Source organism: Streptomyces luteolifulvus, assembly GCF_008806595.1.
GTDB lineage: Bacteria > Actinomycetota > Actinomycetes > Streptomycetales > Streptomycetaceae > Streptomyces > Streptomyces luteolifulvus.
In genome coordinates this window covers 149,054-172,300 of sequence record NZ_VZRB01000009.1, presented here as the reverse complement: position 1 = coordinate 172,300, position 23,247 = coordinate 149,054, and the positions used below count along the sequence as shown (strand labels likewise).

At 70.2% G+C, this 23,247-nt stretch carries 15 protein-coding genes and 1 pseudogene; 15 read left to right on the top strand and 1 reads right to left on the bottom strand.

From position 1 onward, the window contains the following. The first annotated feature begins 83 nt into the window (after nt 1-83). The gene (locus F7R91_RS15880) at nt 84-1,595 is read left to right on the top strand and encodes a CYTH and CHAD domain-containing protein (RefSeq protein ID WP_150949196.1); all 1,512 of its coding nucleotides are present in this window, start codon (nt 84-86) and stop codon (nt 1,593-1,595) included. An 83-nt stretch (nt 1,596-1,678) separates the two neighbouring features. Then, complete coding sequence (locus F7R91_RS15875; RefSeq protein ID WP_150949193.1) at nt 1,679-3,637, top strand: TIGR03960 family B12-binding radical SAM protein; 1,959 nt, start codon at nt 1,679-1,681, stop codon at nt 3,635-3,637. Nucleotides 3,638-3,912: 275 nt separating this feature from the next. On the opposite strand, the gene F7R91_RS15870 is transcribed toward F7R91_RS15875, so the two are convergent. After that, entirely contained in the window at nt 3,913-4,212 is a 300-nt protein-coding gene (locus F7R91_RS15870) for a hypothetical protein (RefSeq protein ID WP_150949191.1), read from the bottom strand. Nucleotides 4,213-4,646: 434 nt separating this feature from the next. On the opposite strand from F7R91_RS15870, the gene F7R91_RS15865 reads away from it, so the two are divergent. From F7R91_RS15865 to F7R91_RS15800, 13 genes and pseudogenes are all read left to right on the top strand, one after another. Further along, nucleotides 4,647-5,711, top strand: a complete 1,065-nt coding sequence (locus F7R91_RS15865) for a methyltransferase (protein WP_150949188.1) — start codon at nt 4,647-4,649, stop codon at nt 5,709-5,711. Between the two features lie 125 nt (nt 5,712-5,836). Beyond that, nucleotides 5,837-6,901 carry a right-handed parallel beta-helix repeat-containing protein gene (locus F7R91_RS15860; RefSeq protein WP_150949185.1) on the top strand — a complete coding sequence of 355 codons (1,065 nt, stop codon included), beginning with the start codon at nt 5,837-5,839 and terminating at the stop codon, nt 6,899-6,901. 327 nt (nt 6,902-7,228) lie between these two features. Beyond that, nucleotides 7,229-8,185, top strand: a complete 957-nt coding sequence (locus F7R91_RS15855) for a hypothetical protein (RefSeq protein ID WP_150949182.1) — start codon at nt 7,229-7,231, stop codon at nt 8,183-8,185. Nucleotides 8,186-8,233: 48 nt separating this feature from the next. Then, nucleotides 8,234-9,001 (top strand): TIGR03936 family radical SAM-associated protein, encoded by a 768-nt coding sequence (locus F7R91_RS15850; RefSeq protein ID WP_150949179.1) that lies wholly within the window; start codon nt 8,234-8,236, stop codon nt 8,999-9,001. Nucleotides 9,002-9,264: 263 nt separating this feature from the next. Then, the gene (locus F7R91_RS15845; RefSeq protein WP_150949177.1) at nt 9,265-13,029 is read left to right on the top strand and encodes an Rne/Rng family ribonuclease; all 3,765 of its coding nucleotides are present in this window, start codon (nt 9,265-9,267) and stop codon (nt 13,027-13,029) included. A gap of 198 nt (nt 13,030-13,227) precedes the next feature. Next, the gene (gene rplU / locus F7R91_RS15840) at nt 13,228-13,548 is read left to right on the top strand and encodes a 50S ribosomal protein L21 (protein ID WP_009188585.1); all 321 of its coding nucleotides are present in this window, start codon (nt 13,228-13,230) and stop codon (nt 13,546-13,548) included. 14 nt (nt 13,549-13,562) lie between these two features. Next, entirely contained in the window at nt 13,563-13,817 is a 255-nt protein-coding gene (gene rpmA, locus F7R91_RS15835) for a 50S ribosomal protein L27 (protein ID WP_150949173.1), read from the top strand. A gap of 104 nt (nt 13,818-13,921) precedes the next feature. Then, a complete protein-coding gene (gene obgE, locus F7R91_RS15830) occupies nt 13,922-15,358 on the top strand; it encodes a GTPase ObgE (RefSeq protein WP_150949170.1) in 1,437 nt (478 codons plus the stop codon). 213 nt (nt 15,359-15,571) lie between these two features. Further along, on the top strand, nt 15,572-17,002 hold the full coding sequence (locus F7R91_RS15825) for an FG-GAP repeat domain-containing protein (RefSeq protein WP_150949168.1): 1,431 nt from the start codon (nt 15,572-15,574) through the stop codon (nt 17,000-17,002). A gap of 66 nt (nt 17,003-17,068) precedes the next feature. Beyond that, entirely contained in the window at nt 17,069-18,553 is a 1,485-nt protein-coding gene (locus tag F7R91_RS15820; RefSeq protein WP_150949165.1) for an FG-GAP-like repeat-containing protein, read from the top strand. Nucleotides 18,554-18,590: 37 nt separating this feature from the next. Then, nucleotides 18,591-18,844 (top strand): annotated as a pseudogene (locus F7R91_RS15815) (alkaline phosphatase D family protein); the annotation flags it as partial. Nucleotides 18,845-19,256: 412 nt separating this feature from the next. Beyond that, on the top strand, nt 19,257-20,756 hold the full coding sequence (locus F7R91_RS15805; RefSeq protein WP_150949160.1) for a bifunctional cytidylyltransferase/SDR family oxidoreductase: 1,500 nt from the start codon (nt 19,257-19,259) through the stop codon (nt 20,754-20,756). A gap of 158 nt (nt 20,757-20,914) precedes the next feature. Further along, entirely contained in the window at nt 20,915-23,029 is a 2,115-nt protein-coding gene (locus F7R91_RS15800; protein ID WP_225320667.1) for a CDP-glycerol glycerophosphotransferase family protein, read from the top strand. Nucleotides 23,030-23,247: the final 218 nt, after the last annotated feature.

Below are 23,247 nucleotides of genomic sequence, written 5' to 3'. Positions count from 1 at the left end.
GGTTGGGGTCTTTCAGCCGTTCAGGCATCCTTCAACTTTTGTACCCCCTGTCATAACGCTCCGCCGCCGACTAGATTCGGTTCATGGCGGACACAAAGCGTGAGATCGAGCGGAAGTACGAATCCGACGAGAGCGGACTGCCCGACCTGACCGGAGTCGCCGGTGTCGCGGCCGTCGTCGACAAGGGCGTCGTACAGCTGGACGCCGTCTACTACGACACCGCCGACGAACGCCTGGCCGCGGACTCGATCACCCTGCGCCGCCGCACCGGAGGATCCGACGCCGGCTGGCATCTGAAGTTCCCCGTCGGCCCCGGAGTGCGGGACGAGATCCAGGCGCCGCTGTCCGACACCCTGCCCCGAACGCTGGCCGGTCTGATCCGCTCCCGGCTGCGCGACACCGGACTCGAGCCCCTGGTCCGGCTGCGGTCCGACCGGGACGTGCGCGACCTCGTGGACGCGGGAGGCCGGGTGCTCGCCGAGGTCGGCGTGGACTCCGTGCACGCCGAGCGGCTGACCGGGGGCGGAGGCAGCGCCCAGTGGACCGAGATCGAGGTGGAGCTGGCCGACGGCGGTGACCCGGCCTTCCTCGACAAGGTGGAGAAGCGGCTGCGCAAGGCCGGCGTACGACCGTCCTCGTCGGCGTCGAAGCTCGCGCGGGCCCTTGTGGAGACCACCCCGAAGAAGGACCGGAAGAAGCGCAGGGCACGGCCCTCCCCGGAGCCCGTGACCGCAGGCGACCACGTCCTCGCGTATGTCCGCGCGCAGCGGGACACCATCGTCGAGCTCGACCCCGCCGTCCGGCGGGACGTCTTTGACTCCGTGCACCGTATGCGAGTCGCCACCCGCCGGATGCGCAGCGCCTTCCGCTCGTACGGAAAGGTCCTCGACCGGGCGGTCACCGACCCGGTCGGCGAGGAGCTGAAGTGGCTGGCCGGTGAGCTGGGCGTGGACCGGGACATGGAAGTGCTCACCGAGCGACTGACCGAGTCCCTCGGCGCAGTGCCCCGGACCCTGATCTCCGGCCCGGTCCGCACCCGGCTGCGCACCTGGGCGAACGCCAAGCGCGGCGGATCGCGCCGCCGGCTGATCGGCGTCCTGGACTCCAAGCGGTATCTGACCCTCCTCGACACCCTGGACGCCCTCGTCGCCGAGCCGCCGCTGCTCGAAGCCGCCGCCGGCAAGCCCGCCAAGGTGATCGCCAAGGCCGTGCGGAAGGACTTCGCGAAGGTGTCCGCGTTGGTCGAGCAGGGGCTGGAGCTGCCGCCCGGCCACGACCGCGACCTCGCCCTGCACGAGGCGCGCAAGAAGGCCAAGCGGTCCAGGTACTCGTCCGAGGCGGCCGTCCCGGCCCTCGGCGACCCCGCCGCCGACCTGGTCAAGTCCATGAAATCCCTGCAGAACCTCCTCGGTGACCATCAGGACAGCGTCATCACGCGCCAGACCCTGCGCGAGCTGTCCGCCGTGGCGCACGCGGCGGGGGAGAGCTCGTTCACGTACGGCGTGCTGTACGGGCGCGAGGAGCAGCGGGCATCTACGGACGAGGCCGAGCTGCCGGGGCTGTGGAAGGAGATCACGGGCGGGACGAACATCTGAGCCCGCGGACCGAGCGCTCGGACGGGGTCCGTGCCCGCGTTAGGCTAGATGGTCATCCCCGTCAGCTCACGAAGGTTCGCGAGATGCCTGCCGAAGCCGCCGAATCGGTCTTCCCACAGCTCGAAGCTCTGCTCCCGCATGTGCAGAAGCCGATCCAGTACGTCGGCGGAGAGCTCAACTCCACCGTCAAACCGTGGGAGTCGTGCGACGTCCGCTGGGCCCTCATGTACCCGGACGCCTACGAGGTGGGCCTGCCCAACCAGGGCGTCATGATCCTCTACGAGGTACTGAACGAGCAGCAGGGCGTCCTCGCCGAGCGCACCTACAGCGTGTGGCCGGACCTGGAGGCGCTGATGCGGGAGCACAAGGTCCCGCAGTTCACGGTGGACAGCCACCGGCCCGTGGGCGCCTTCGACGTGTTCGGCCTCTCCTTCTCAACGGAGCTCGGCTACACCAACATGCTCACGGCCCTGGACCTCGCCGGCATTCCGCTGGAGGCCAAGGACCGGGGCCTGGACGATCCCATCGTCCTGGCCGGCGGCCACGCGGCCTTCAACCCCGAGCCGATCGCCGACTTCATCGACGCGGCGGTCATCGGCGACGGCGAGCAGGCCGTGCTCGACATGACGAAGATCATCCGCCAGTGGAAGGCGGAGGGCCGCCCGGGCGGCCGCGAGGAGGTCCTCTTCCGCCTCGCGAAGACGGGCTCGGTGTACATCCCGGCGTTCTACGACGTCGAATACCTCCCCGACGGCCGTATCGCCCGCGTCGTCCCCAGCAGGTCGGGCGTCCCGTGGCGCGTGTCCAAGCACACCGTCATGGACCTGGACGAGTGGCCCTACCCCAAGCAGCCGCTGGTCCCGCTCGCCGAGACCGTCCACGAGCGGATGTCGGTGGAGATCTTCCGCGGCTGCACCCGCGGCTGCCGCTTCTGCCAGGCCGGCATGATCACCCGCCCGGTGCGCGAGCGGTCGATCACCGGCATCGGCGAGATGGTCGACAAGGGCCTGAAGGCGACCGGCTTCGAGGAGGTCGGCCTGCTGTCGCTGTCGTCCGCGGACCACAGCGAGATCGGCGACATCGCCAAGGGCCTCGCGGACCGGTACGAGGACGACAAGATCGGCCTCTCGCTGCCGTCGACCCGCGTGGACGCCTTCAACGTGGACCTGGCCAACGAGCTGACCCGCAACGGGCGCCGCTCCGGCCTGACCTTCGCGCCCGAGGGCGGCTCCGAGCGCATGCGCAAGGTCATCAACAAGATGGTCTCGGAGGAGGACCTGATCCGCACCGTCGCCACCGCCTACGGCAACGGCTGGCGCCAGGTCAAGCTGTACTTCATGTGCGGTCTGCCGACGGAGACCGACGAGGACGTCCTCCAGATCGCCGACATGGCGACCCGCGTCATCCAGAAGGGCCGCGAGGTCTCCGGCTCGAACGACATCCGCTGCACGGTGTCGATCGGCGGCTTCGTCCCCAAGCCCCACACCCCCTTCCAGTGGGCTCCCCAGCTCTCCGCCGAGGAGACCGACTCCCGTCTGGAGAAGCTGCGCGACAAGATCCGCGGCGACAAGAAGTACGGCCGCTCCATCGGCTTCCGCTACCACGACGGCAAGCCCGGCATCGTCGAGGGCCTGCTCTCGCGCGGCGACCGCCGCATCGGCGCCGTGATCCGCGCAGTCTACGAGGACGGCGGCCGCTTCGACGGCTGGCGCGAGCACTTCTCCTACGACCGTTGGATGAGCTGCGCTGACAAGGCGCTGGCGGACTTCGGCGTCGACGTCGACTGGTACACCACGCGTGAGCGCACCTACGAGGAGGTCCTGCCCTGGGACCACCTCGACTCCGGGCTCGACAAGGACTGGCTCTGGGAGGACTGGCAGGACTCCCTCGACGAGACCGAGGTCGAGGACTGCCGCTGGACGCCGTGCTTCGACTGCGGTGTCTGCCCCGCGATGGACACCAGCATCCAGATCGGTCCGACGGGCAAGAAGCTGCTGCCGCTGACGGTCAAGAAGCCTGCGACCAGCGAACACGCTCACTGACGTGAGCGAGGCATTGCGGCGCATCGTGGAGGCCCTGGGGGACGGCGGCGAGGAAGAGGCGGTCGCCGTCCCAGGGCGCTAGGGCTAGGTGCTCAGCGCAGGCACCAGGGTCCGTGCCGGATGGTATGAGAACGCCGCTGTCGGTTCCGCGGGACTCTCCGGCGTCCACTGTGAGGTGGAGTGGATCTGAGGGCTCGGACGGGAGCCGTACTCGGCGACTTCCCGGTGTAAAGATCATGTCCGAGAAGAAATGATCCACTGGAAGAAGGGCGCCGTCAGGCGGCACCGCTGATGCCGGAGACCACGAAACGCCGATGGAGGGGCGAGAACTCAGTCTCGGGCTCGCCGGCGATGCCGGCTTCCTTGACGGCAGACACGAGCCGGTCGGCGAAGAACCGCTCGAAGTCCTCTTGGGTGTTCCACACGTCGGTCACGTGCAGCGAACCTCCCTCGAACCAAGCCACGTGCAGGACCGCGCCTTCCGGTACCTGCTCCTCCCAGCGCACCGCGTCCCGCACGGTGTCGTACTGCGCGGGCGTGACTCCGGACCAGCGCAAGGACAGCACAACAGCCATGGGTATCCCACCTTTGTCGTTCGGTTCCCTCCGCCCAGTAGATCGGTACGTGCAGTCGATCGCCTTTCGCTGTAGGCCGATCGTGGAGTCTGCCCCCGGTACGACACATGGCCACAACTGAGCAACACCGGCAGAAGCTGCTGCCGCTGGCGGTCGAGGAATCCACTCCGCCGGCTGAAGCGGGGCATCGAGGTGAATGAGCCGCTGCGGCGCATCTCTGAGACTATGACCTGGATCACAGAGGAGAGGTGGGTTGCACGCATTCTGGAGCTCTGTCGAGCGTCCCGCCCTCCTGGCGCGGGCTGGCGTTACCAGCGGCATGCCCCACGAGCCCTCGGCCCTGCACCACCTTCAGCTGTCTGCCCCCTCGATCGAGCGCTATATGGCATCCCGCCTGAGGGAGCAGCTGACTCTCACAGAAAAGGAGGCGCCACGTGCAGCACTACGAGGCCCAGGATGAGCATCTCTCGACCTCACCAGGCGCAACTCCCGAGTCGGCGGACGACTGCGTGCAGCGGATGATGGACCTCCTGCACGCCGCGATCATCCCTCAACTTCTCGTTGTGGCAGCCGAGTTCGACATCGCGGAGTTGCTGGCCGACGGGCCGCTGCCGGTGCCGGAGCTCGCCCGCCGGAGCGGAGCGAACCCCCAGGCGCTGAACCGGGTGCTGCGGGCGCTGGCCGGTCACGAGGTCTTTCGGGAGGTAGAACCCGGGGTGTTCGCCCTGACCCCACTGGCCGAGACACTACGCGCCGACGCACCTGGGGCGGTGCGGGCCTGGACCAGGGTCTGGGGACTGCCCGAGAAGCTCCAGGCGATCAGCACGCTGTCGTACTCGGTTCGCACCGGTCGCCCGGCGTTCCCGCACCTGCACGGCACTGACTGGTGGTCACACCTGGCTGCCCACCCCGATCAGGCCCAACTCTTCAATGACGCGATGGGCGGCCTGGCCCGCCGAATCCACGCCGCGGCTCTGGAGAGCTGCGATCTGACCGACGTGGCACTGGTGGTCGATGTCGGTGGCGGGCAGGGGCATCTGCTCGCCACGATCCTGCCGCGCTACCCAGAACTGCGCGCCATCCTGCTGGACCAGCCGTCGGTGGTGGTGGGAGCAAAAGCGGTGCTGGAGGCGGCCGGCGTCGCCGACCGGGTTGACCTGGTGGGCGGGGACTTCTTCGACAGTGTGCCGTCCGGCGCGGACGCCTACCTGCTGTCGATGATCCTGCACGACTGGGACGACGAGCAGTGCGTAGCGGTACTCGACATGATCCGGCGGGCGATGGCGCCCAGCGCCCGAATCATGGTGGTCGAGTCCCTCATGCCGGAGAGCAACGCACCGCACGACGGGAAGCTGCGGGACGTCATCATGATGGCGCTGCACCCCGGCCGGGAGCGCACCGAGGCGGAGTACGCCGCGCTGTTCGCCGCCGCAGGCCTGCGGCACGTCGCAACGACGGCGCTGGCCTCCTCGACGGGACTGCTGGTCGCCCGCGCCTGACCAGCTCCTGGGCGGGCAAGGTGTCCGGCGCGCCTTGCCCGTCCCCCGAGCCTGATCCACGGGGGGTCTGCCCGCCTGGGTGATCAGCGGTGGCGAGCCGGAACACCCGCTCATAGCTTCGCCATATGACGAAACGACAGATGATCTACCTCGCATGCACCGGGGCGGTCCTGGCGACGGGGCTGGGTGCCGCCCCGTCGGCGGGCCTGCCGACGGTGCACCGGGTGGAGCCAGGCGAATCGATCCAGGCGGCCGTCGACGCCGCGATGCCGGGGGACACCATTGTCCTCTCCCCGGGCACTTACCGTGAAAGCGTCCGCATCACCAAGTCGGACCTGACCCTGCGGGGATCCGGCGCCGCTGCCAGTGTCCTTGTGCCCGGCGCCGCTTCCGCCGGCACGTGCGCCACGTCCGGCCACGGCGTCTGTGTGACCGGGGCCGCCGGCAGTCCCGTTGCCGGCGCCACCGTCCGCTCACTGACCCTGAAGGGCTTCGCGAAAAACGGACTGTGGGCGTCGCGGACCGACCGGCTGACGGTCCGCAACGTGACTGCTGAGAACAACGGCCAGTGGGGCGTCGCCCTGGAGCGGTCCGTGCGCAGCGCATTGAGCCACAACATCGCCCGGAACAACGGCGACGCCGGGCTGTTCGTCGCCAACACCAACGACCACGGGGAGGAGGGGGCCCTGGACACCAACGGCACAGCGGTCCACCACAACCTTCTCGTCGGCAACCGGATCGGCATCACGGTCAGGCGCTTGCGGAACGTGTTCGTCGGCCACAACGAGGCGACCGGCAACTGCGCCGCGGTATTCCTGGTGGGCGACGAGACCCCGCCACGCGCCGGGGCGCTGAGCGTGCACCACAACTACATCCACGCCAACAACAAGTACTGTCCCAAGAACCCCCGGCTGCCCTTCCTGCAAGGCTCCGGAATTGTCCTGACCGGCGTGGAGAAGAGCCTGGTGACCAAGAACCTGGTTCAGGACAACGTGGGCGCGTCTCCGCTGTCGGGCGGCATCGTGCTGTTCAAGAGCTTCGTGGCTGCCTTCAACGAGAGCAACGACATCCGCGACAACGTCCTGCTGCGCAACGGCCCAGCCGATCTGGCCAACCGGGACGACGCTGCCAAGGACAACACCTTCCAGCGCAACACGTGTGCGGTCTCCGAACCCGCCGGAATGTGCTGACCGGTCCCGCGCCCACTCCCGAGGCTGCTCAGGGCGTTCAAATCCACCAGGCGTTCGTAGACCCGCTGGGGGTTGGGTGCGCCGAGTCCGCCGCTCTTACAGTTGCGGCACCGTAGGTAGTGGTAGGTCCCGAACTTGTTGTTCGTGATCTGTACGGTCAGGTTCGTCTTGCAGTCGGCGCCGCGATGGACACCAGCATCCAGCTCGGGCCGACGGGCAAGAAGCTGCTGCCGCTGACGGTGAAGCAGCCGGCGGGCAGTGGCCACAGCCACTGAGAAGAGGCGGCGGCACTGCATCCGGACGGGGCGCCGAGGCGTCCTCTCCGGTATGGATCTCGAAAAGCCGCCGCCGCAGCAGCGCGAGGAGCCCGAGGAGCCCGAGGGGTGCCTCGTCGTCGCGATCCGCATACCCGTGCGGATCGTGGTGATCGTGCTGGTCGTGCCGGTGCGGATGGCGTGGGACGCCCTCGTCGTCACGGGGCGGTTCCTGAACGACGCGGTGCTGCGGCCGCTGGGGCGGGCGCTGGCCTGGGCCGGACATGTGCTCCTCGTCGTGCCCGCGCTCTGGCTCCACCAGTACGTCCTGACCCCGGTCGGACACGCCCTCGCCTGGGTCGCACGCGGGATCGGTGCCGGGCTGGCCTGGCTGTACGCCCGCGTGCTCACCCCGGTCGGGCACGCCGTCGCCCGGCTGGTGCGGTATCTCGTCGTCGTACCCGCCCTGTGGCTGTACACATGGGTCCTCGCGCCCGTCGGGCGGGCCCTCGCGTGGGCGGTGCGCATGGTCGTCACCGGGATCGGACTGGTCCTGTACTGGACCGCCCGTCTGCTGGTCGTGCTGCCCGCGCTCGCCCTGTGGCGATGGGTCCTCGCGCCCGTCGGCCGTGTCCTGCTCGTCGTCGGACGGGAGATCGGCGAGGCCCTCGGGCACGCCTGGCGCGTCGCGGGGCACATCTCGCTCGCCGTCGGGCGGTTCCTCGGGACGCTCTTCCGGTGGATCTTCGTGGAGCCGGCGCGCTGGGTCTACCGCACTGTGCTGACGCCGGTGGGGCATGTCGTCAGGGACGCGGTCCTGCGTCCGGCCGCCGAGGCCGCGCGGGCTGTCGGCCGGGCCACCCGGCAGGCCCTCGCCACCGCCCGCGAGTCCGTCCGGCAGGCCCGCGCCGACGTCCGGCGGATGCTCTTCGGCGAGCCCCGGCGGCGGAAGGCGGTGGACGGGCGGGAACCGGCGGCCCGCGAGACACGTACTCTTGGTAGCAGTACGACGGCACTCACGAAGGACTGAACGACACTGGGCAAGCGACAGCCCGTAGGCCCGCCGCCCGCACCCGCGGTGCAGCGCATCCGACTGCGCTACACCAAGCGCGGCCGCCTCCGGTTCACCAGCCACCGTGACTTCCAGCGCGCCTTCGAGCGTGCGCTGCGCCGTGCCGAGGTGCCGATGGCGTACTCGGCGGGGTTCACGCCGCATCCGAAGGTGTCGTACGCCAATGCCGCACCCACCGGCACGGGCAGTGAGGCCGAGTATCTGGAGATCGCGCTCACCGAGGCGCGCGATCCCGAGCGGCTCAGGATCCTCCTCGACGAGTCGCTGCCCCCCGGGCTCGATGTCGTCGAGGCGGTCGAGGCCCGGACCTCCGGGCTCGCCGAACGGCTCACGGCTTCCGTCTGGGAGCTGCGGCTGGCCGGCGTGGACCCGGCCGACGCCGAGCGTGCGGCCGAGGCCTTCAACTCCGCCGGGGCCGTCGAGGTCCAGCGCATGACCAAGAACGGCCTGCGCACCTTCGACGCCCGCCCGGCGGTCGCGCACCTTGAAACGCAGGACGAGTGGGCCGATAGGCCGACCGACCGGCCCTGTGCGATACTGCGGCTGGTTGTTCGGCACGTGACGCCTGCCGTACGACCCGACGACGTCCTGTCCGGTCTCCGCGCCGTGGCCGACTTGGCGCCGCCGGTCCCCGCAGCGGTGACCAGGCTGGCGCAGGGGCTGTTCGATGAAGAGACCGGTGCGGTGACCGACCCGCTCGCGCCCGACCGCGAGGCAGCGGCGACCGAGAAAGCCCCGGCCGCCGTGACTGCCGCCGCGACGGCGTCGGCGTAAGGAAGGTTCCGCAAAGGGACGGACGTCGTAGCGCCGCCCTCGTACTCGGGAGCCACCTGGGTCGGGCAGCGCACCCACCACAAGACTTTCGCCAGGCCGTACGCAACATGGCGTACGGAACCGGCGAGACAGGACACAGAAAGCTCCCGTGCGGCGCCCGCGCCCCGGACGGCGGCACCGCGCATCGCGCGAGCCGCGGACGTCACCGGCACCACCGCCGGACCAGGTGCGGCGCCCGGGAGCCCGACGGGAGAAACGCCCGCATGCTCGAGCCGATCGAACCCACCGAGGGTTCCGAACTGAACACTCCCAGCGACACCCTGCCGCCGCGTCGTCGGCGCCGTGCCGCTTCCCGCCCGGCGGGCCCGCCCGCCGCGGCGTCCGAGACCCCCGCGGAGACCACCGCTCCGGCCATACCGGCTGCGGATGTGACGGCGGCGGCCGAAGCCGCTGCGGAGGCTGCTGCCCCTGCGGAGGTCGCGCCTCCGGCTCGTACGCGTCGGCGTGCGACGCGTCGTGTGTCGGCGCCGACCGGTGCGGAGCCGGTCGAGGCCGTGGTGCCGGTTGCCGCCGAGACGGTCGAGGCCGATGCCGAGGCGTCTGCTGAGGCTGTTGCTGCCGAGGTGCCTGCTGCTGTTGAGGAGGTCGCGCCTCCGGCTCGTACGCGTCGGCGAGCGACGCGTCGTGTGTCGGCGCCCGCCGACGCCGAGGCGACGGAGGCCGTCGTGACCCAGGCCGAGACCGAGGTCGCGCCCGCCGAGGCCGTTGCCGAGGCGCCCGCCGCCCCTGCTGAGGAGCCCGCGCCCGCCGGTCGTACGCGTCGGCGTGCCACCCGGCGCGCGACCGCGCCCGCCGGTGCGCCCGAGGCCGCCGAGAGCATCGAGACCGCCGAGCAGCCCGCTCCCGCTGAGGTCGCCGTGGAGCCCGAGGCCGCCGAGGTCGCCGTAGAGCCGAAGGCCGCCGAGGAAGAAGCGGTGGCCGAGGAGGCCGCCCCGCGGCGTACCCGGCGCCGGGCCGTCCGGCAGGCCGCCGGCGGTTTCGCGGCGCCCGCTCAGGCCGCCGCCGAGGAGTCGGCCGAGGCCCCGCGCCGGTCGGCGCCGCCCGCGGTCGCCGTCTTCCAGGCGCCCGTCTTCACCGAGCCGATGTTCCAGACGCCGGAGCGCGCCGCCGCTGCCGCTGCCGCCGAGGCGGCCGAGGCGGAGGAGACCACCGAGGTTCCCGAGGCCCCGGCCGTCGAGGAGGAGACCGGCTCGCGTCGCCGTCGTCGCCGCCGGGGTGGCGCCGGCGACGAGGTCCCGGCCGCAGAGACCGCCGCCGACGAGGAGCAGACCGAGTCCGAGGAGCAGTACGAGGACTCCACCGAGGCCGACGAGGCCGAGGAGACCGGCTCGCGCCGCCGTCGTCGCCGCGGTGGCCGTCGCCGTCGCCGGGGCGAGGCCGCCGAGGCCGCCGGTGACGAGGAGTCGGAGGAGTCCGAGGAGCTCGCCGCCGAGCAGGCGGAACAGGACGCGGAGGACACCGCCGAGCAGATCGAGGCGGACGACGAAGAGGCCGCGGAGGACGAGGGCCGCGAGGAGCAGGCCGGCTCCGGCTCCAGCAGCAGCCGTCGCCGCCGTCGCCGTCGCCGTCGTACCGGTGACACCGCCGCCGACGCCGAGCCGTCGTCCGACGACCCCGAGCGCACCGTCGTCAAGGTGCGTGAGCCCCGCAAGCCCGCCGAGCCGTCCGACGAGGTGCAGTCCATCAAGGGCTCGACGCGTCTGGAGGCCAAGAAGCAGCGCCGCCGCGAGGGCCGTGAGCAGGGGCGCCGCCGGGTTCCGATCATCACCGAGGCCGAGTTCCTGGCCCGGCGCGAGGCCGTCGAGCGTGTGATGGTGGTGCGTCAGCACGGTGACCGCACGCAGATCGGTGTGCTGGAGGACAACGTCCTCGTGGAGCACTACGTCAACAAGGAGCAGTCGACCTCGTACGTCGGCAACGTGTACCTGGGCAAGGTCCAGAACGTGCTGCCGTCGATGGAGGCCGCGTTCATCGACATCGGCAAGGGGCGCAACGCCGTCCTGTACGCCGGTGAGGTCAACTTCGAGGCGCTGGGCATGGCCAACGGCCCGCGCCGGATCGAGTCCGCCCTGAAGTCGGGCCAGTCGGTCCTCGTCCAGGTCACCAAGGACCCGATCGGGCACAAGGGCGCCCGCCTCACCAGCCAGGTCTCCCTCCCGGGCCGCTACCTCGTGTACGTCCCCGAGGGCTCGATGACCGGCATCAGCCGCAAGCTGCCCGACACCGAGCGGGCGCGGCTGAAGACCATCCTCAAGAAGATCGTCCCCGAGGACGCGGGCGTCATCGTGCGCACCGCCGCCGAGGGCGCGAGCGAGGACGAGCTGCGCCGCGACGTCGAGCGGCTCCAGGCGCAGTGGGAGGACATCCGGAAGAAGGCCCGCAGCGGCAACGCGCCGACCCTGCTGTACGGCGAGCCGGACATGACCGTCCGGGTCGTGCGCGACATCTTCAACGAGGACTTCTCCCAGGTCGTCGTCAGCGGCGACGAGGCGTGGGGAACCATCCACGGCTATGTCTCGCACGTCGCGCCGGACCTGGCCGAGCGGCTGTCGAAGTGGACCTCCGAGGTCGACGTCTTCGCCACCTACCGGATCGACGAGCAGCTCGCGAAGGCACTGGACCGCAAGGTCTGGCTGCCCAGCGGCGGTTCGCTGGTGATCGACCGGACCGAGGCGATGGTCGTCGTCGACGTCAACACCGGCAAGTTCACCGGTCAGGGCGGCAACCTGGAGGAGACGGTCACCAGGAACAACCTGGAGGCGGCCGAGGAGATCGTGCGCCAGCTGCGGCTGCGCGACCTGGGCGGCATCATCGTGATCGACTTCATCGACATGGTGCTGGAGTCCAACCGGGACCTGGTGCTGCGGCGCCTGCTGGAGTGCCTGGGCCGCGACCGTACGAAGCACCAGGTGGCCGAGGTGACCTCGCTGGGGCTCGTGCAGATGACCCGCAAGCGCGTCGGACAGGGGCTGCTGGAGTCCTTCTCCGAGACCTGCGTCCACTGCAACGGGCGCGGTGTCATCGTGCACATGGAGCAGCCGGCCTCCGCCGGGGGCGGCGGCAAGCGCAAGAAGCGCGGGCGCGGCGACGGTCAGGTGCACGAGCACGAGGCCGCGGTGGCCGTCGAGACCCCGGAGCTCCCCGAGGAGACCGAGGCCGAGGTCGTCGCCGAGGCCGCCGAGCCCGTGGCGCTGCCCGCGCCCGAGTTCGCGCCGGACGAGGAGCTGTACAGCAGCGTCGCCGAGGCGGAGGCCGCGGTCGGCCGTGGCCGTTCGCGCCGCCGGGCGAGCCGGCGGGTGTCGGCTCCGGCCGGCGCGCCGAAGCGCGAGGAGGCGCCGACCGCTCAGGACGTCACGGCCGAGCAGGAAGCCGCGCGTCCGGTGACGCCGGAGCCGGCCGCCGAGGCGTACGCCGAGCCGGTCGCCGTCGAGGACCCGGTGGTCGAGGCGCCGGTTGCCGAGGAGGCCGCGCCCAAGGGACGTACGCGCCGTCGTGTCACCCGCAAGGTGTCCGCGCCCGCCGGTTCGCCGGCCGGGGCGGAGGCGGCCGTGGTAACGGTCGCCGAGCCCGCGCCGCAGGTGCTCGAAGAGGCTCCGGCCGAGCCGGCTGCCGAGGCGCCCGCCGAGAGCGCGGCCCCGGCCCGTCCGCGCCGCCGTGCCGTCCGCCAGACCGCCGCGCCCACCGCGTCCGAAGAGCCGGCCGTCGTGGTCGTCCCGTCGGCCACGGAGGCACCCGCGGAGGAGTCCGCCGAGGACGCGGCTCCGGCCAAGAAGACGGCCGCGCGCAAGACGGCCAAGAAGGCCACGGCGAAGAAGGCCGCCACCAAGAAGACGGCGGCCAAGAAGACCGCCGCGAAGAAGACGGCCGCGAAGAAGGCCACGGCCAAGAAGGCTGCGAAGACCACCGCGAAGAAGACCGCGGCGGCCCAGCAGGCGACGCCGTCGGTGTCGGCCTCGACGGAGGACTGACCCGGCGTTCCTGCTCCCGAGGGGCTCGGTTTGACCCCTCGGGAGCAGGACCGTAGTCTTGACCGTCGACGTGTCCGTAGGCGCGCCACATCCCCGTAAACCTCATCCTCCAGGGCACTGGGTGCCCGGAGAGGCCGTCCGCGTGCCGGACGGCTGGACTGCGGGGGTGCCGTTCCCGAGCGAGAGAGTGAGATCCGCGTGTACGCCATCGTGCGCAGCGGTGGTCGCCAGCACAAGGTTGCTGTCGGCGACATCGTTGAGGTTGACAAGATTTCCACCGCCAAGGTTGGCGACACGGTCGAGCTCTCGACCCTGCTCGTTGTCGACGGCGACGCTGTGACCAGCGACCCGTGGGTGCTGGCCGGCATCAAGGTCCAGGCCGAGGTCGTGGACCACCACAAGGGCCAGAAGATCGACATTCTGCGCTACAAGAACAAGACCGGCTACCGCCGTCGCCAGGGTCACCGTCAGCAGTACACGGCGATCAAGGTCACGTCCATCCCGACGGCCGCGAAGTAAAGAGGGACTGAGCAATGGCACACAAGAAGGGCGCATCGTCCACCCGGAACGGTCGCGACTCGAACGCCCAGCGGCTCGGCGTGAAGCGCTACGGCGGTCAGGTCGTGAGCGCGGGTGAGATCCTGGTCCGCCAGCGCGGCACCCACTTCCACCCCGGCGCGGGCGTCGGCCGTGGCGGCGACGACACGCTGTTCGCGCTCCAGGCCGGTGCGGTGGAGTTCGGCACCAGCCGTGGCCGCAAGGTCGTGAACATCGTTCCGGTCGCCTGATCGGAAGCTTTCGCGAGGCGGACCTCACTTCCCGGCGGGGAAGCGGGTCCGCCTTTCGCGTGTTGACCAAGAGACATTCCTGTACGTAACTGGAGGCACTTCCCATGACCACCTTCGTGGACCGCGTCGAGCTGCATGTCGCCGCGGGTAACGGAGGCCACGGCTGTGCCTCCGTCCACCGTGAGAAGTTCAAGCCGCTCGGCGGCCCGGACGGTGGCAACGGCGGCCGCGGCGGGGATGTCATCCTCACCGTCGACCAGTCGATCACGACGCTGCTCGACTACCACCACTCCCCGCACCGCAAGGCCACCAACGGCAAGCCGGGCGAGGGCGGCAACCGCTCCGGCAAGGACGGACAGGACCTCGTCCTGCCCGTGCCGGACGGCACGGTCGTCCTCGACAAGGCGGGCCATGTCCTCGCCGACCTGGTCGGGCACGGGACGTCGTACGTCGCCGCGCAGGGCGGCCGGGGCGGGCTCGGCAACGCGGCGCTGGCGTCGGCGCGGCGCAAGGCGCCCGGGTTCGCGCTGCTCGGTGAGCCGGGGGATCTCCAGGACGTGGTCCTGGAGCTGAAGACGGTCGCCGACGTGGCGCTGGTCGGCTACCCGAGCGCGGGCAAGTCGTCGCTGATCTCGGTGCTGAGCGCGGCGAAGCCGAAGATCGCGGACTATCCCTTCACGACCCTGGTGCCGAATCTGGGCGTGGTGACCGCCGGTTCCACCGTGTACACCATCGCCGACGTGCCGGGGCTGATCCCGGGCGCCAGCCAGGGCAAGGGCCTCGGTCTGGAGTTCCTGCGGCATGTGGAGCGGTGCAGCGTCCTGGTGCACGTCCTGGACACGGCCACGCTGGAGTCCGACCGCGACCCGGTCTCCGACCTGGACATCATCGAGGCGGAACTCAAGGAGTACGGCGGGCTCGGCGACCGTCCGCGGATGGTCGTCCTGAACAAGATCGACGTACCGGACGGCAAGGACCTCGCCGAGATGGTGCGGCCGGATCTGGAGGCGCGCGGCTATCGCGTCTTCGAGGTGTCGGCCGTGGCGCACCTCGGGCTGAAGGAACTGTCGTTCGCGCTGGCCGATCTGGTCGCGAAGGCGCGGGCCGCCAAGCCGAAGGAAGAGGCCACGCGGATCGTCATCCGGCCCAAGGCCGTCGACGACGCGGGCTTCACCGTGACACGCGAGGACGAGGGCCTGTTCCGGGTGCGCGGCGAGAAGCCGGAGCGCTGGGTCCGACAGACCGACTTCAACAACGACGAGGCCGTCGGCTATCTCGCCGACCGGCTCAACCGCCTCGGTGTCGAGGAGGAGCTGATGAAGGCGGGCGCCCGCTCCGGCGACGGTGTCGCCATCGGCCCCGAGGAGAACGCGGTCGTCTTCGACTGGGAGCCGTCCGTGATGGCGGGCGCGGAGATGCTGGGCCGGCGCGGCGAGGACCACCGGTTCGAGGCACCGCGGCCGGCCGCGCAGCGGCGCCGGGACCGGGAGGCCGAACGGGACGAGGCGGCACAGGAGTTCGACGACTTCGAGCCGTTCTGAGGGCGTGACTGAGGGTCTCTGCGGCGGGCGTGCCATGGGCGCGCCCGCCGTTTCATGCGTTGACTCCGGGAAAAGTCCCGGCGCACAGCAGGGCAACCATGTGCTGATCCGGCGAGTCGTACTGGGCAGCACGGGGGTTGATCTTGGATCACTCCGTGGTCAACTGACCTTCAGATACCCGGAGTTGATGTGGTCGAGCCCCGCTCGCACAGTATGCGGCGCACCGTCGTGGTCGCTCTCGCCCTGCTCGCAGCCACCGCCACCGCGCTGCCGGCCGCCCATGCCCGGCCCGCTGCCGCCGGCACCGACGCCGACGCCACGAAGGTGCGCCAGGACTTCAACGGGGACGGGTACGAGGACCTGGCCGTGGGTGCCGCGGCCGCGAAGGTCGGCGGCATGTCCGGCGCTGGATACGTCGCCGTGCTGTACGGATCCGCCGGCGGGCTCAACACCGGCAACCGGAAGGTCTACACACAGGCGTCCCCCGGTGTCCCCGGCACGGTGGAGGCGCACGACCGCTTCGGTGCCCGGCTGGCCGCGGCCGACCTGGACGGGGACGGATTCACCGACCTGCTGGTCGAGAGCGACAACGAGCAGTGGGAGCAGAACGGCATCGCCCGGGACGGCAACAGGACGGTTCTCTGGGGGAGCCGAGCCGGCTTCACCTCGGGCAAGGTCCTGCCCGCCCTGACCGGCAGCAAGTACCAGGGCGGCCGGACCGTGACCGGGGACTTCAACGGCGACGGGCACCAGGACCTGGCCGGGCCCGACGATGTGCGGTTCGGGCCCTTCGGACGGGACGGTGTCGCCCGCTCCGTCCAGCAGGGTGCCGAGTTCGTCGACGACGACGTCTCGATGACGGCCCTGGAGGCCGGCGATGTGGACGGCGACGGCATCACCGACCTTGTCGCGCTGGGCCGTCACGGCTTCGACGAGAACTACGACTACACCTACTCCCTGCACTATGTGCGGGGCAGTCGTGACGGCCTGCGTCCGCCCGTCGCCCTGGACGGCGTGCAGTTCCTCAGCGACGACTCCTGGAACGACGGGCTCGCGCTCGGTGATCTCGACGGTGACCGGCGCGCGGAGATCGTCGCGGGCGGCGGTGACGCGCTGAGGATCCTCCGTGGCACTGCGAACGGCCCGGACGACACCACCGCACCCCGGACGATCACCCAGGACACCCCCGGCGTGCCCGGCGCCAGGGAAGAGGGCGACGCCTTCGGCCATGCCGTCGCGATCGGGGACGTCGACGGTGACGGGCACCGGGACATCCTGGTCGGCAACCCGCACGAGGACCTCGACGGGGTGAGCGACGCCGGCACCTTCGCCGTCGTGCCCGGCGGGCCGGACGGACCGACCGGCGCCGGAACCAAGGTTCTCAGCCAGAACAGCGCCTCCGTGCCCGGCGCCGCCGAGTTCAACGACCTGTTCGGCTTCAACGTCCACCTGGTCGACGGCGACGGCGACGGCCGGGCCGAGCCGGTCGTGGCCGCGGTCCTGGAGAACGCGTCCGACGGCGCCGTGTGGGCGTTCCGCTCGACCTCCACCGGGGTCACCGCGACGGGTTCCTTCTCGTTCGGCTCCAGCACCCTCGGCATGGTCGCGAAGGCTGCCGGGCTCGGTCGCAGCTTCCCCCGCTGATCAGCCCGCTTCACCTGACAGGAGTGCGTGATTCAAAGCCCGTCCAACAAGCCAGGAGAAAGCGACATGAGCAATCAGCGAAGGGCGTGGCGCACCGGCCTCGCCGTCGTCATGGCGATCACCGGAGCCGTCGCCCTGCCCGCCGCCCACGCGGGCGCCGACGAGGTCGCGCCCGCCGCCGAGAAGCTTCAGGACGACTTCAACGGCGACGGCTACGCCGACCTCGCGGTCGGGGCGCCCTACGCGACGGTCGGTGGCAAGGCCAAGGCCGGCTATGTCGCGGTGCTGTACGGCTCGGCGAGCGGGCTGAAGACCTCGACGAAGCGGGTGTTCACCCAGAACAGTGCCGGTGTACCGGGCACCGCGGAGACCGGCGACCTGTTCGGCGGCGCCCTCACCACCGCCGACCTGGACGAGGACGGCTACGCGGACCTGATCGTCGGCGCGGGCGGCGAGGACACCGGCGCGGGCACCGACGCCGGTCTGGTCGAGGTCGTGTGGGGCGGCGCCCGGGGGCTGTCGGGCGCTGCGTCCGTCGCCTCCGGCGAGGTGGGCGACCGGCTCGGCGCGCAGGGGCGCCTCGCCGCGGCCGACGTGGACGGCGACGGCGCGACCGATCTGCTGACCGTGAAGAAGCAGCGCCATCTGGCCGTGACCAGAGGGCCGTTCGCCCGGGACGGCTCCGTGGTCAACCCGGGCCAGGTGGTGGAGGACCGGTACAACAGCCGCGTCCTGGACCTGGCCGTCGGCGACATCAATGGCGACGGCATCACCGACGTGGCCGCCACCGAGAACGACGCCGACTACTTCGACTCCCGCCGGATCGTGTACTGGTACGGCACACGCCAGGGCCTCACGCCGTACACCCTCGTCTACGACATCGACGGCGCCGGACTCCAGGGCGGCGAGAACCTCGACCTCGGCGATGTGAACGCCGACGGGTACGACGACATCGTCGTGGGCCGTGCGATCGACGGGCACGGCAGCGACGCCGACACCTACCGCGCCAAGGGCGGCCGGGTCACCTGGATCCCCGGCACGGCGGAGGGACCCGACGGCGTCAAGGCGACCTTCTTCAGTCAGGCAAGCCCTCAGGTGCAGGGAGCCTCCGAGAAGGGTGACCGCTTCGGCACCGATGTCCAGGTGGGGGACGTCAACGGCGACGGCTACGAGGACGTGGTGGCTGGCATTCCCGGTGAGGACCAGGGCACCACGGCCGATGTGGGCACGGTCGTCTTCCTGCGCGGCACCGCGGACGGACTGACCGCTGTCTGGTCCCGCGTGGTCTCCCAGGACTCCGCAGGAGCCATTCCGGGGGTGTCCGAGAAGGGCGACTCCTTCGGCCAGGCCCTGCACCTCGGTGACCACAACGCCGACGGGCGGGCCGACCTCGCTGTCGGCGGGCCGGGGGAGAACGCCGGCTCGGGGTCGGTGTGGTCGTTCCTCTCGGGCGGGCACGTGGTGACCGGCGGCACCACGATCGTCTTCGGCAACTCGCTCCTCGGCACGGTCGCGTCGAACGCCCGTCTGGGTTCGGGGTTCGCCTACTGACCGTCCGCCAGACCCGTTGCGGCAAGGCGCTGTTCGTGACCGTCATCTGACGATGGTCAGCGATCTGAGGGAGAACTTCGCGGACCCGGCCTCGGCCGTGGTCGGCGCCGAGTTCGTCGGCACGTCCGTCTCCAGCAACGGCGACCAGGACCAGGCCGCCTTCCACGCCCAGTGGGACCCGCTGATGCCGGACAACCCGTGGTGGACACCGTGCGGAAGCCGGAGGCTGTCCCGAGCACGCTCGCCAGGCTGCGGGTCGGGGCGGGCCGGCCGGGCGTGCGGCTGGTGTGAGCCGAATCCTGAGTAAGAGGAGGCCGGGACACGGATGTGTCCCGGCCTCCTCTTACTCTCACCGAGACCGAAATGCTGCGGAATCTTAATAGGGAATTCCGTGGCAATGGGCTTCCCTACGAGCGGTATTCCAAGCTCGTCCGAAGATCCGTACTCCGCGGTGGGCGGCGCTGCCGCAGCCGCGGGTCGACCCCGAGGTCCCGCCGTCTCACGCGGCCGCGGCGGCGCTGAACCTGTGGACTTACTCACAGCAAATTCCGTGGAGCTCATCGGAACGTCTTGCCAATCACCAGGAGTACAAGGTGAATGACAGGTTGCGTGCACATATGCAGTGGACGGCGCTCACCTTGCACTGCGGTAACCCCAAGTGGGACCATTTCCACGTTCTCTGTCGTCTCGAGGTAGGTCACCTGTGTCACAGCGCATAGACAAGCCCCGTACCACCGCAGTGATCCTTGCCGGTGGCACCGGTCAGCGCGTGGGTCTGTCGATCCCCAAGCAGTTGCTGAAGATCGCCGGCAAGGCGGTCATCGAGCACACCCTGACCACCTTCGAGAAGGCCGACTCGATCGACGACATCATCGTGCTGATGGCGCCGGGCTACGTGCCCGACGTCGAGAAGATCGTCGCCAAGGCCGGGTACCGCAAGGTCAAGAAGATCATCGAGGGCGGCTCGACCCGCAACGAGACCACGGAACGCGCCATTTCCGCGCTCGGCGAGGGGCTGGCCGAGGGCGAGGACGTCAATGTCCTCTTCCACGACGCCGTACGCCCCCTGCTGTCGCAGCGCGTCATCGACGACTGCGTCACCGCCCTGGAGCGCTTCCAGGCCGTCGACGTCGCCATACCGTCCGCGGACACCATCATCGTGACCCGGACCCATGGCGAGGACGGCGAGTTCATCACGGAGATTCCGGACCGCTCCCGGCTGCGCCGCGGCCAGACCCCCCAGGCCTTCAAGCTGTCCACCATCCGCCGGGCCTACGAGGTCGCGGCCGGCGACCCCAACTTCCAGGCGACGGACGACTGCTCCGTCGTACTGAAGTACCTGCCGGACGTGCCCATCCATGTCGTGGCGGGCGACGAGTACAACATGAAGGTCACCCAGCCGGTCGACGTCTTCATCGCCGACAAGCTGTTCCAGCTCGCCTCCACCGCCGCGCCCGAGCAGAACGGCGAGGAGGCCTACCGCGAACTCCTCACCGGCAAGACGGTCGTCGTCTTCGGCGGGTCGTACGGCATCGGCAAGGACATCGCCGAACTCGCCGAGTCCTACGGCGCGACGGTGTACGCGCTGGGCCGCTCCACCACCGGCACCCATGTCGAGAACCCGGAGGAGGTCGACGACGCGCTGTCCAAGGCCTACAGCGAGACCGGGCGCATCGACTACGTCGTCAACACCGCGGGCGTGCTGCGCATCGGCAAGCTGGCCGAGACCGACAACGCGACCATCGAGGAAGCGCTGAAGGTCAACTATCTGGCGCCGGTGCAGATCGCCCGCTCCTCCTACAAGTACCTCGCCGAGACCAAGGGCCAGCTGCTGCTGTACACCTCCAGCAGCTACACCCGCGGCCGCGCCGAGTACAGCCTGTACTCCTCCACCAAGGCCGCCATGGTGAACCTCACCCAGGCGCTGTCCGACGAATGGGCGAGTGACGGCATCCGGGTGAACTGCATCAACCCGGAGCGCACCGCCACCCCGATGCGCACGAAGGCCTTCGGGCAGGAGCCCGCGGGCACCCTGCTGTCCTCCGAGGCCGTGGCCCTGACCTCGCTCGACGTGCTGTTGTCCGAGCTGACCGGACATGTCATCGACGTCCGCCAGCAGGACCCGACGGCCGCGGCCGGCGAGGCCTCCGGCTTTGAACAGGCCCTCGCCAGCGTGCTGGACCGCCAGGACGGCATGGCATAATCAACCGCAAATAGTCGTCTGTCATTCAGGCCTCTGTGGCTGCCCGTTCAGGTGCATTCGCAGGGGCCTGAGTCCGTAAATTTACCGGAGTCTTCACAATTCGCTTTCCGGACTTTTTCGGCATTCACAACCGGCACCCCTCCCAGAGCAGGTTCTCCGTGATAACCACCGCTATTCGCGTCGCCCGGGTGGGCAGCGCGGCCGAGCTGGCCGCGGCGGTCCTCATGATGCTGGGCTACCCCTGCCTCATGCTGGCCGCGCTCGTCCCGAGCGTTCCCGCCTTCGCGGCCGCGACCGCCGTGACGTACCTGGCGGACCACTTCCTGCACCGCAGGAACAGCTATCTGATCAACCGTCTCAGCAAGGTGCGGGCCGGTCTGTCGATCCGCTTCCTGATCAGACAGCTCCTGCTGATCCTGCTGCTGGCCCGCCTCGGCCTCTCGGACGATCTGATCTTCTACGGCGCCATCGCCTGCTTCATCGCGTTCTACGGCCTCCAGGCCCCGCACGGCGCGCTGGTCACCCTGATCCGCAACCGCCGCCGGATGCCGGTCGCCACCCGCAACGTCGACCTGGCCTCGCGCATCCGCATCCCGGACGCGCCGCCCCAGCGGCTGCTGAACCGCTCCGCGGAGAAGATCCTCCACCTCGACCTCGCGGCCGTGGTCGGCATACTCGTCTCCACCGTCGTGGACTCGCCCGTGGCCGGCTTCGTCGGCATCGGCGTCACGCTGTTCCTCGGCTGCCTGTACGTCGTCGTGCTGGTGCCGTACGTGCTTGGCAAGCAGATCCCGCCGAACGACGAGACCGTCCTGGCCGCCGTCGACGACTGGCTGCGCGAGTACCGGCCGGAGACCGTGCTCTACTTCTCCGGCTCCAAGGACTCCGCGTACCAGGTCAACATGTGGCTGGAGACCATGGAGCAGTTGGAGTCCCGGCCGCTGATCCTGCTGCGCGAGCGCGTCATACTGCAGAACCTGGCGCCCACCACGGTCCCCGTCATCTGCGTGCCCGGAGGGGTGCACCTGATGAACATGGACCTGTCCACGGTGCGGGTCGCTCTGTACGCGGCGAACGTCGGCAAGAACATCCATCTGCTGCGGGTGCCGACCATGAAGCACGTCTTCATCGGCCACGGCGACAGCGACAAGCTCGCCAGCGTCAACCCGTTCAGCAAGGTGTACGACGAGGTGTGGACGGCCGGCCGAGCGGGCCGCGACCGCTACGCCATCGCCGACGTCGGCGTCCGCGACGACGACATCGCGGAGGTCGGCCGGCCGCAGCTGGCGCCCATCGAGACCGGACAGGGCGCCCCCGAGGGCCGTATCCCCACGGTGCTGTACGCGCCCACCTGGGAGGGCTGGGACGGCCAGCCGGGCAACACCTCGATCCTGCTCGCCGGTGAGAACATCGTGAAGAAGCTGGTGAAGGCCGACCCGCCGGTCCGTGTCCTCTACAAGCCGCACCCGTTCACCGGCACCGTCAGCGCCGCGGCCGGGGCCGCGCACCGGCGGATCACCGCCCTGATCGAGAAGGCCGCCGCCGACCGCGCCGCCGACTCGCGCTTCACCGCCGACACCGCCGCCCAGACGCAGGCCAAGGCGGAGCTCGCCCGTATCCAGGCCCGGATCGCCGAGCTGTCCGGCACCGGCGACGACAAGGGCGACGAGGCCGAGGCCAGCCGTGACGGCCTGGTCGACGTGCAGAAGCACCAGGAGGTCGCCCGGCTGCGCGCCGAGTGGGACGACGCCTACTGGCGTTCCTTCGGCAGCTGGGAGCACCGGGTCATCACGGGTGCCGAGCCGCGCCTGTACGACTGCTTCAACGTCTCCGACGCGATGGTCTCCGACATCTCCAGCGTGGTCTCCGACTTCATCGCGAGCGGCAAGCCGTACGCGGTCACCGACTCCGCGGAGCTCGGTGTGGAGGAGTTCAAGCGGCAGAACACCGCCGTGCGCGCCGCGGTGATCCTGACCAACAGCGCGGCCGAGCTGGGCGAGCTGCTCGCGGCGGTCCGCGACCCGGCCGCCGACCCGCTCGCCGAGGACCGCAAGGAGCTGAAGCAGTATCTGCTCGGCCCCGACGAGCCGCCCTCCATCGACCAGTTCAACACGGCGGTGGCGAACCTCGCGATCAAGGCCCAGACGCGCAACGTCGGCCAGGAGGCACGGATCGCGGCCGCCGATGTTCAGGAGGCGGAGGAGCTCGCCGACGCGATGCCCGTGCCGCGGGCCACGGCCACCGGCGACACGGACGGAGCCGCCGCGGGCTGACCGCGGTGCCCCGGGTGAACAGGGCCCGGTTTTTCGAGGAGTGATCCTCGAAAAACCGGGCCCTGTCACGTATCCCCTGGTGTCCGTCGTGTCTGCCCGCGATCACGGTATGACCCCCGTCACGAAACCGTGGTGCTCGGGCAACCGGTTCCTCCGTGCGGCCGTCTTCCAGGTAGGCAATGAGCTGATACGGGGGAAATGTTCCGCGATGAGGGGAA

What these genes read in the sequence shown, in the direction of transcription:
- F7R91_RS15880 (WP_150949196.1), top strand. Translation starts at nt 84, where the DNA reads ATGGCGGACACAAAGCGTGAGATCGAGCGGAAGTACGAATCCGACGAG.
- F7R91_RS15875 (WP_150949193.1), top strand. Translation starts at nt 1,679, where the DNA reads ATGCCTGCCGAAGCCGCCGAATCGGTCTTCCCACAGCTCGAAGCTCTG.
- F7R91_RS15870 (WP_150949191.1), bottom strand. Translation starts at nt 4,212, where the DNA reads ATGGCTGTTGTGCTGTCCTTGCGCTGGTCCGGAGTCACGCCCGCGCAG.
- F7R91_RS15860 (WP_150949185.1), top strand. Translation starts at nt 5,837, where the DNA reads ATGACGAAACGACAGATGATCTACCTCGCATGCACCGGGGCGGTCCTG.
- F7R91_RS15855 (WP_150949182.1), top strand. Translation starts at nt 7,229, where the DNA reads ATGGATCTCGAAAAGCCGCCGCCGCAGCAGCGCGAGGAGCCCGAGGAG.
- F7R91_RS15845 (WP_150949177.1), top strand. Translation starts at nt 9,265, where the DNA reads ATGCTCGAGCCGATCGAACCCACCGAGGGTTCCGAACTGAACACTCCC.
- rpmA (WP_150949173.1), top strand. Translation starts at nt 13,563, where the DNA reads ATGGCACACAAGAAGGGCGCATCGTCCACCCGGAACGGTCGCGACTCG.
- obgE (WP_150949170.1), top strand. Translation starts at nt 13,922, where the DNA reads ATGACCACCTTCGTGGACCGCGTCGAGCTGCATGTCGCCGCGGGTAAC.
- F7R91_RS15825 (WP_150949168.1), top strand. Translation starts at nt 15,572, where the DNA reads ATGCGGCGCACCGTCGTGGTCGCTCTCGCCCTGCTCGCAGCCACCGCC.
- F7R91_RS15820 (WP_150949165.1), top strand. Translation starts at nt 17,069, where the DNA reads ATGAGCAATCAGCGAAGGGCGTGGCGCACCGGCCTCGCCGTCGTCATG.